This window comes from Grimontia sedimenti (assembly GCF_011045095.1).
Classification (GTDB): Bacteria; Pseudomonadota; Gammaproteobacteria; order Enterobacterales; family Vibrionaceae; genus Enterovibrio; species Enterovibrio sedimenti.
Window position 1 is genome coordinate 1 of the sequence record NZ_JAALDL010000035.1, and the last position, 8,168, is coordinate 8,168.

The window sequence follows — 8,168 nt, forward strand, 5'->3', positions numbered from 1 at the left end:
GAACGGCTTATGAACACGCTGACCTGACGGCTGACCGCTTTGTGGGTCAGTGGGTACAGTCACGATGTGGTCAAAGGCTTGCACCAGCATCTCGTCTTCATGGCCTTCTACGTAGATGTTACCGACAGAGTCAGCGGTGAAGGCACCGGCAGTGATGTTGCCCTGGGTTTTGCCTTCGATGGCGATATAACAAGGAGTTGGCATCTTAATTTCCCTATAAAAATTCGGAGGAGGTTGTTTACTACGTGGGTAATAACGCAAGGGGTGTGCCAGTGATGGAGTTTAATGAAAACAGAGACTTAGCCGACTCCAGAAAAAGGGAGAGCAAGGTATTGCTTGTGGGTTGGGCGAAAAGTTGCTCAGCGAGCAAGATTTGGCCGAAAGATCAGAGGGAAACTCATGGATGAAAACTCGCAGGAGTCAGACAACATTCAAGCGACTGCATTGATAGCATCGAGAAAACAGCAGTTTCGATAAGAGCATAAAAATGAAAGAAGTCGAGTTTTCGGTTGGCGCAGTCACCTTTACCTATTCGCTTAGCGAAGAGCAGCAACGCTTTCTGAGGTTGGCAGAGGAAACGAAGATCAACCTCAATGACTGGCCGGACTTTTCCGAGAAACTGACAGACACGATTCAAGATGCGATCCCTGATGAGTTGAAATTACCTTCAAAGAAGCAACTGGACTATGTTCGAGCTATCGCTAGCGATCTGAACTTGGCACTACCGAAACACTATGAGGATAGTGCGCTGACATGCTTGTCATTTATTGCCGATCACAAACCAGCACACGATCGTGTACTGGCGGTGTTTAATGGGGTTAAGGGGAAGTTGTTGAAGGATTAATAAAAGCCATTTTCATGCATTTCATCAATGTAGATCATTGGTGTCATACTTTTTATAAATTCAGTGGATTTAAGTTTTGCTTTCTCAATAATTTCTGGTTTGTTAGGGGTGTGAATAAATCGGAGAGGCAATGAGTCGTTGTAAACCTCTTCTAAGGTATAACCTTCTGATAAACAATCAATTAGGTCAGAATCACTAATAGTGTCACTAATCTCACCACATTCTAAAGCCCTATCGGTTAGCTGCGCTTTGGAGCCTAACTTGATTGCTTCATCGTAAGTAGTTTGAGAATCCGAGTAAACATAAAGACGATCATAAGCGGGAACAAAATTTCGATTTGCCATGAAAGTCAAGACATGACGGAGATCATTCCTTTGCTCCTTGTTTAACTTACTTTGGTTTTCATAAACAAAGATCAACTCCATAACAGGTGCAAAGAAGTTCTCCTTTGCGGCTTCTTCAATTAGAGAAATCCATTTGGAAAAATTCTTACTGATAAACGGATCTTTTGGTTTTTCAAGATAATATTTAGCTCTAATGTCGCCTTGTTCCGCTCTTTCTCTCAGTAACTGCTTAGACACCTCTCCCCAACTAGCTTCGCACAAACTGCCAAAATATGTACGACAAGTTTCATTCGCAGAATCTAACATCATTGCTGAATAGGGATTTCCCTGCTTTGCTGACTTTTCAAACCATTTGTACCCATCTAATCGAGATTTTACACTCACCCTCATCAAATGATTGGCGTACCAGTACATCGCATCTGCATTCCCTTTATCAGACAAGCTTTTTAGCTTTGGTATTGCCCGATCTAAACGACCATTCTGGTAATCTAGGAGAGGTTCAAACAAGATTTCCCCTGGGCGATACAAGCTTGAAGTGTAAGGGTCACTTAATGGCTCTTTCAACGATTCTGCAAAGAAGTGAGTTAGAGCTTTAGGACCTCTATCTTGTTCCTTTGAGGGAGAGTTGGCTGAAAATAATGCAACACCTATTAAGCCAACCAGAAAAATAAATGATATTAAAATATTTTTTCTCATTAGACTTCCTAAGTTACTATCTAATCTTGGACTTTATCCTTACTTTTCCGCTCTATATTACCGATAAAACCAACATACAATCGTATGCTGGTTTTTTTAGTAGGAAAAAAGAGGGTTTCTATAGGGATATGAAATGGTTAAAAAATATCAGTTTGATTTTCATCGAGATAGATTACTGGCGTTAGGGTCTCTATTATCTGTTTAGATAATTCACGTGCTCTTTCAAGATCATTCTTGTCTAAGAATCTCTGATTATATTCATTAGTTATGAAATATTCATATATCTGAAACTGTCTACCATAATCAAAGTTATGGCCATTACGGTTAAAGTCATCAACTATTGCCCATGCAGCCCCTTGTATCAACGCCAAACTATTTGATTCGGATTTTCTAGCAAATGCAGGTCCATATTCATAAACCTTACTTAATAGTGGTAATGTTCGTAGGATTTGGCTGTCAGTATAGTCTTGGTCAATAACTGCATTTTCGCCATTGCTTGCAAGAGGTAAATTCAGATTAATAGCATATGCATCATTGTTTTTTGCAGGTAGCTTATATAGGCTTTTTAAAACCTCTCTGTCTTCCTCAGGTAAGACTTGAGTATTGTCATTTGTGTCACTGCTGCTTACCCAAATGGGGTAGTTGTAGCTTTGACGATATAGACTTGCTAGCTCCATGAGCGGATAATAGTAATGATACTTTACACCATCAATAGATGCTTTTGCCAAAACGTTAAAACTCTCTTCGCTTACAGCCGTTCTGTTACCACCTTTTAACATCACATCATGCAGAAAAAGAGCATATCCAGCTCTGGCATCACCGGTATCGGCCAATTTTTTCAGTATTACTCTTCCTTTTTCTCCCCATTCTTCGCTGCAGTGAGATTCCATATATCGAGTACATTCAATGTCTCTACTGTCTAATCTAATCGCTGCGTATGGGTTGCCGAGTTTGGCGGCTTTTATAAATAATTCGCCTGCAGTTTCACCTGAGTAGATACTTTGTCCGTAGGTGATTTCTGCTAGCCAAAACATGGCTTCTGAATTGCCTTTTTCTACCAAAGGTGCTAGCAGAGTTTCCGCTTTCTCTTTGTCTCCATATTGGATAGCTAAAAGCGGGGCATAGAGTGGGTCTTCTGGACGATATCGACTGGCAGCATAGGGATCACTATTAACCTTATTGTTTTCTAAATATGAAGACAGTTGCTTTGATAGAAAACTTGGACCTTCGGCAATTTTTCGCTGAAAGCCACTGGGGTAGATTTCATAGAAAATATATAAAGCAATGAGAACAGATAAGCTTATGAGTAAGTGCTTTTTTTTAATTGTCATTGTATCGTCCAAGCCTTTTTCTTCCAGTTTGGGTCCTTTTTCAATTTGTTTGAAACCTCACTGTAGTTCTCGGAGGAGGTATCTCTATATAGAATGACATCTTTCACAATTGCCATATAGCTCTTTTCATTCACATATAGATTCATCCTCGAGCACAATTTAGGGGCAAATGCGTTGAAATCTATCTTTATATTTTTTGCACTTTCTATTGATTTGTCACTTAGTCCTACTGTATCGAGATTAGAGATAAATTCTGCTAATGTACTCCAGCCTTCGGCAAATCGTCGACATCTCTCAAGACGATTTTTCGCGCTCTCCAAGTTGCCTTCCATCAGTATCAGAGACTTTTCAAATTGAGAGCATCTAGCATCTTTGTCTTTGCCATCTATCGGAGATATCCACTCCATGATTTTCACTATGGCCTGCGCTTTTAGCAACTCATCCTGAAGCACTTTGACATCTTTTTCTAAAAAGCCTGGCACATACTTGGTATTGGGAGAAGCTCGCCAGGTGTCATACTTTTTATTGCTCAAGCTGAGGAACAATCTTGAGAGTGTTTCTGGTGGCAAATTCTTCACCCATGTTTCCACTTTTGAACTCGGACGTTCGACAATGTGTTTCGCTATCATTGGGGCATAATCTTCTTCTAATACGCTTTGAAGATAATCATTGTAAGTTTTAGTAGGCAGCAGCAAGACCTCAGCGAAAGTCAAACCCAATGCCATGGCTACGGTGAGGACGCGATTGAGTTCTTCGAAGTCTTTATTGTTGCCATCTACGTCAATATCACCCAGCACTTCGACGTATTTAAACCCACTTTCTTTTAAAATAGCGAGCAGACAATCAACAACTCTGTCGGCATTGACTGGATTCACTTTGATAGCAACTTTTCCACTTACGCCAGGACCACACACGAGCCTTGCTGCGGTGATAAGAAAAAATTGTCCATTGTGAAATCCGATTCTCAACTCACCCGAAAAACCAATACCGTAGTTGACGGCAATTTGTCCTGAAATACTACCGAGCTCAATAAAGTCAGAATTATGTTGACTACCACTAACTTCAACCACAGGTGGCAGCCATGATACTTCTGTAGAGCTTATTCCTCCAGCTTCGACTCCGGCAAAAACGTCAATGCTTGCACCGGCTTGCGCTGAAATGCTTTGAGGTATTTTGGGGCCATTGACATCACGAGTACTTACATTGTGCCCCCCTTTAACATACGCATTATAGTCTGGGGCTTTGAAGGCTTTACCTTTGACCCCAATTTGACCTGGCTGTGTTTCTGAGGGGCCAAAAGCGAGGTTACCGGATAGCATGCAACTAGCCCCAGCTACACCGTAAATCTTTGTGGAGAGTTTGAGTCTGAAATGACCCGCATTGTATTTCCTTCTCTCTGGCTTTTTAGCCTTATCCGGCTGAGCAATATAGGCTATTTCTAAATGAAATCCCTCTTTTTTAGGAAGGTACGTAGCAAAAGATATTTCACCACTCAGAAGCGTTAGCTTAACTTTGGCTGAAGCAGATCCAGTGAGAGACATGTTAGTGCTTAAGCCATTAACCTCACTACCCGGTAAGTTTAAATCTCCAGATCGACTGACAGTTAATCTCAAAAATTGAGCTTGCGCATTGGCTATGTATGATGACGATTTACCCTTTGGTCCGATACCATCTTGCCAATGATAATTATCCTCCCAAAAAGCTTTATCAAAATCTTTCACTTGCTCACTTAAGTTCAAAGGCTTCAGCACGAAATCATTCTTAGCTTCGGGGGCGGTGATTAGGCCTTTGCCTAGGTCGTTTAGAGCATCTTTCAATGTCGTTCCGGGTGAATCTTTGCTCACCATTGGATCTGCCAGAGTGATACTTTCAGTGATATCCTTGACGTGACCCAAATGTGATTTATTTGCTGATGATTTAGGAATTAACCAACTTGGACCGCGTATCCATTTGACCTCACCATCAGACAGTAAGCTGCACTCGACGGCTTGAAGGTCAGCGGCACCAGCATCATTTCTAAATATCCCTCTTTTCATTTCGGTTGGAGCGTATTGCTGTTCTTCCCATATTAGATGGAGACTCTTTGGCATATCATCGAATAAAACTATGTTTCTAATATCACCTGCGATTGCTCTTTTTTCTGCTTCTTTCTTGAGTTTATTGAGTCTGTAGATGGCAATTTTTTTATTGTGAGGAGTTCATTGAAAATACCGGGCACAGTTTCGCTGCCATTCAGAATTGAGCTCAACGCAGACATATGTTTCTTCAAGGTAGCGTCAATAACTCTCAATAGAGCTATTGTTGGATAGTATGCCCAAGCAACATTATCAGAAGCTAGTTGTATACCTGCTTGGGTGATTTCTTCTTTTTTGCCATATAAACCAAGTTCACGCAGTATTTCTTGTCTCAATTTTGCTTCTTCGATCAGTCCTTTTTCATCAAGTGTTGCTGCTTTTACTCCGAACACTAGATTGTCATTCTCACGCCATTTCCCGAACGCACTATCAGCTCCAGAGAGTGCCTTAGGGCCTTGATGGATAGGCAATGAACCTTCTAGTTCATCAAAGGAGAGACATTGTTCTTTAATGACATAGCCGTGACTGTTTAATTTTCTTAACGCCTTGGTGACACCATAGGCGTAAGTTGCTTTAGACGGTACGCGTGTGCGTCGCTTTTTCGCGAGGTGGGCATTAGAATTAGGCACATGTGTGAGCCAGAAACGCTTTAGTTGAGATAATGCCTCTTCATGAGGTGTTAATGCAATTTCGTCTTCTGTCCACTTACGGGCATCGACGAGTTTTTTAATTTGCTTTGCAACAGTTTCTTGTTTTTCACTCGTAAAATAGCGACGCTCTTTATCCCAAACAAACTTAGTGCCATCTTTAGAAGTCACTGTTTTTGCATTCTTTATAGCTTTTTCTTTTAACTCTTCAATACTGTCATTGAGGTGATCTACTACACCGTGAAATACAGATAATCTCGCTCTTTCCATGAGTTTAGCTTGCTTTTCTTTTTCACTAATTTCCTTGATCAAGTCGGTAGACTCTAGAACATATCGGACAGCGCGAGCACCTATGTGGTAATCCAAATAAAACTGTTTGAATTGCTCCCAAAATACGCTTCTACCTAAGAGTTTTCGGTAGTCCAGCTTTTCTTGTTCAGCAACTTTAATAATGAAACCGTCTTGACCTCCATCCTCATAAAGCTTTGCTGCACCTGAATTTATTGTGCTTATCAGCCATTCAAGATGGCGAAGCCTTTTGCCTTCACTCTCACTGAGAAAGGCTTCATGTGGTTTAGCTTCAAACTTCGAGAGGATCCCAAGATTGTTCAAATTTTGGAGAGATGTTTCACGATTATCCGCAACCATAGCTTCGGCAAGTAACGACATTTCTTTTTTGATCGCTTCTTTTGCCACATCAGTTACTGCATACCACCTTTTCTCGCCATTTTTCGTTTCTGGGTGAGAAGGAACATAAAGAATATCGACGAACTCAGGGGCGCTAGAACCGCAAAGATCATTACCACAAGCATTTGTTTTTGGAGGATCTGGAAGAGGTACTCTTTCGCCCGTTTTCACTGGGATAGGAGCGGCTTCATTACCTGGTAGTTTGATGGTGTCGCCTGCAAAAATAAGATCGACATTCTCAATCTGGTCGCTGTTGAGGTTTGCTAGATCCTCAACGTTTACATTAAATTTTTTAGCAATGAGACTTAAGCAGTCATCTTGTTGAATTAAATACGTATCAGTTTGACCAGGCATATCGTTAAACTAATTCCTTGAAAACTGCCGAGTGAAGGCGGATAGGAGAGGTTGCTTTTTTAAGGTTTTCTATATCAACATGCTTTGGGTGTATGACAGATAAACAGGATGATTCTGATGTAAACCAAGCTATTGAAGAGAAAGGGCCTAGTATGCAATTAAGATCTCTTTCGTTGATATCGCTTGCATGCATGCGCCAAAAACTCGAAGAGTAATATCTAAAGTACGTAAGGTATTCTTCAACTGTTACTGTAAGCAACGCGCGCAAGTGTTCGATGAGTTGATCATTTTCTACTTGTGTATCTGCCTTTAGAAAAATACAGCTAGAAGAAAATACTTCATCATTCATTAAACGTGTTTTGAGTTCTAACGTGGCTTCTAAGGGAGAAGCAATCGGAGATACTTCCTTCAAGTGTTCAAATGCCGGGTCACTCAATAAGGTGATGACATCGGCTTTAGGTTCGTGTTGATACAAAAAACTTTTGATTTCAGGTACTCGAACCGGATCCGCTACAATCCAATATCTATTACCACTATTTTGGAAGAAGCTTTCTAGTGAAACTCCCATTTAGCTTCTCCTTAAACAAGGACAATCTGATCGAGGACAGCTACCGTCAGGCCTTTTCTGGCACATTTTTGCCAAAGGGCGATCGGATATTGATAGATATGCAAAAGCATCGGGAGATATAAGTTTTGGGTTGGCAGCATACTGAGTTGCGCTAAAAAGGACTGGCTCTGTTTCTTCAGGAGTTTTCTCTGCCTCAACCCCACCCGGCAAAATCGGCATTACCCCACCAAACCCCGAGCCAGATCCTGCACTGCCACCCGAGTTGATGTTGATAACAGAACCCACGATATGAACGCCTGAAGGATCTATCTTCACGAAGTTGCCACCGACTTTGAGCGTGACTTCTGTATAAGCCTCCAGCACTGATTTATGACCACTCTTTAAGTGGATTTCGCTGCCTGCTTCGTTTAGCAGGGCGGCCCCCGCTTTAATATGTAGGGAACTGTCAGTGACGATAGTTTTGTCACTTTTAACGTGTGTCATGGTGTTGCCATCGACCGTTAAATGATCGTCAGCTTTGATGTGCTGGAACCTTTCATTCTCCACATCCAGATGGAGGTCATGTTTGATGTTGTCCTTGCGGTCATTCTCAACCAGCAGGTTCATGTCCTTCTGGGCATGG

The 8,168-nt window shown here is 41.5% G+C and carries 8 protein-coding genes; 1 reads left to right on the plus strand and 7 read right to left on the minus strand.

Annotated features, from left to right (window positions below):
- On the minus strand, window positions 1-204 hold a 204-nt coding region (gene tssD / locus G5S52_RS23175; RefSeq protein ID WP_165015054.1), incomplete at its 3' end, for a type VI secretion system tube protein TssD.
- A 283-nt stretch (window positions 205-487) separates the two neighbouring features.
- On the opposite strand from tssD, the gene G5S52_RS23180 reads away from it, so the two are divergent.
- Window positions 488-844, plus strand: coding sequence for a hypothetical protein (locus G5S52_RS23180; protein WP_165018822.1), 357 nt, complete (start codon window positions 488-490; stop codon window positions 842-844).
- Here G5S52_RS23180 and G5S52_RS23185 read toward each other — a convergent pair.
- From G5S52_RS23185 to G5S52_RS23210, 6 genes are all read right to left on the minus strand, one after another.
- On the minus strand, window positions 841-1,884 hold the full coding sequence (locus G5S52_RS23185; RefSeq protein ID WP_165018824.1) for an SEL1-like repeat protein: 1,044 nt from the start codon (window positions 1,882-1,884) through the stop codon (window positions 841-843). The genes G5S52_RS23180 and G5S52_RS23185 overlap by 4 nt on opposite strands.
- A 137-nt stretch (window positions 1,885-2,021) precedes the next feature.
- On the minus strand, window positions 2,022-3,215 hold the full coding sequence (locus G5S52_RS23190; protein ID WP_165018826.1) for an SEL1-like repeat protein: 1,194 nt from the start codon (window positions 3,213-3,215) through the stop codon (window positions 2,022-2,024).
- Complete coding sequence (locus G5S52_RS23195; protein ID WP_165018828.1) at window positions 3,212-5,305, minus strand: hypothetical protein; 2,094 nt, start codon at window positions 5,303-5,305, stop codon at window positions 3,212-3,214. Before G5S52_RS23195 ends, G5S52_RS23190 begins: the two co-directional genes overlap by 4 nt.
- A 14-nt stretch (window positions 5,306-5,319) precedes the next feature.
- Complete coding sequence (locus G5S52_RS23200; protein ID WP_165018830.1) at window positions 5,320-6,978, minus strand: LysM peptidoglycan-binding domain-containing protein; 1,659 nt, start codon at window positions 6,976-6,978, stop codon at window positions 5,320-5,322.
- 4 nt (window positions 6,979-6,982) lie between these two features.
- Window positions 6,983-7,546, minus strand: coding sequence for a DUF4123 domain-containing protein (locus G5S52_RS23205; RefSeq protein ID WP_165018832.1), 564 nt, complete (start codon window positions 7,544-7,546; stop codon window positions 6,983-6,985).
- On the minus strand, window positions 7,547-8,168 hold a 622-nt coding region (locus G5S52_RS23210; RefSeq protein ID WP_438590732.1), incomplete at its 5' end, for a bacteriophage T4 gp5 trimerization domain-containing protein. It lies immediately after the preceding gene.

Coding starts and splice junctions, on each gene's coding strand:
- G5S52_RS23180 (WP_165018822.1), top strand. CDS start 488: ATGAAAGAAGTCGAGTTTTCGGTTGGCGCAGTCACCTTTACCTATTCG.
- G5S52_RS23185 (WP_165018824.1), bottom strand. CDS start 1,884: ATGAGAAAAAATATTTTAATATCATTTATTTTTCTGGTTGGCTTAATA.
- G5S52_RS23190 (WP_165018826.1), bottom strand. CDS start 3,215: ATGACAATTAAAAAAAAGCACTTACTCATAAGCTTATCTGTTCTCATT.
- G5S52_RS23195 (WP_165018828.1), bottom strand. CDS start 5,305: ATGCCAAAGAGTCTCCATCTAATATGGGAAGAACAGCAATACGCTCCA.
- G5S52_RS23200 (WP_165018830.1), bottom strand. CDS start 6,978: ATGCCTGGTCAAACTGATACGTATTTAATTCAACAAGATGACTGCTTA.
- G5S52_RS23205 (WP_165018832.1), bottom strand. CDS start 7,546: ATGGGAGTTTCACTAGAAAGCTTCTTCCAAAATAGTGGTAATAGATAT.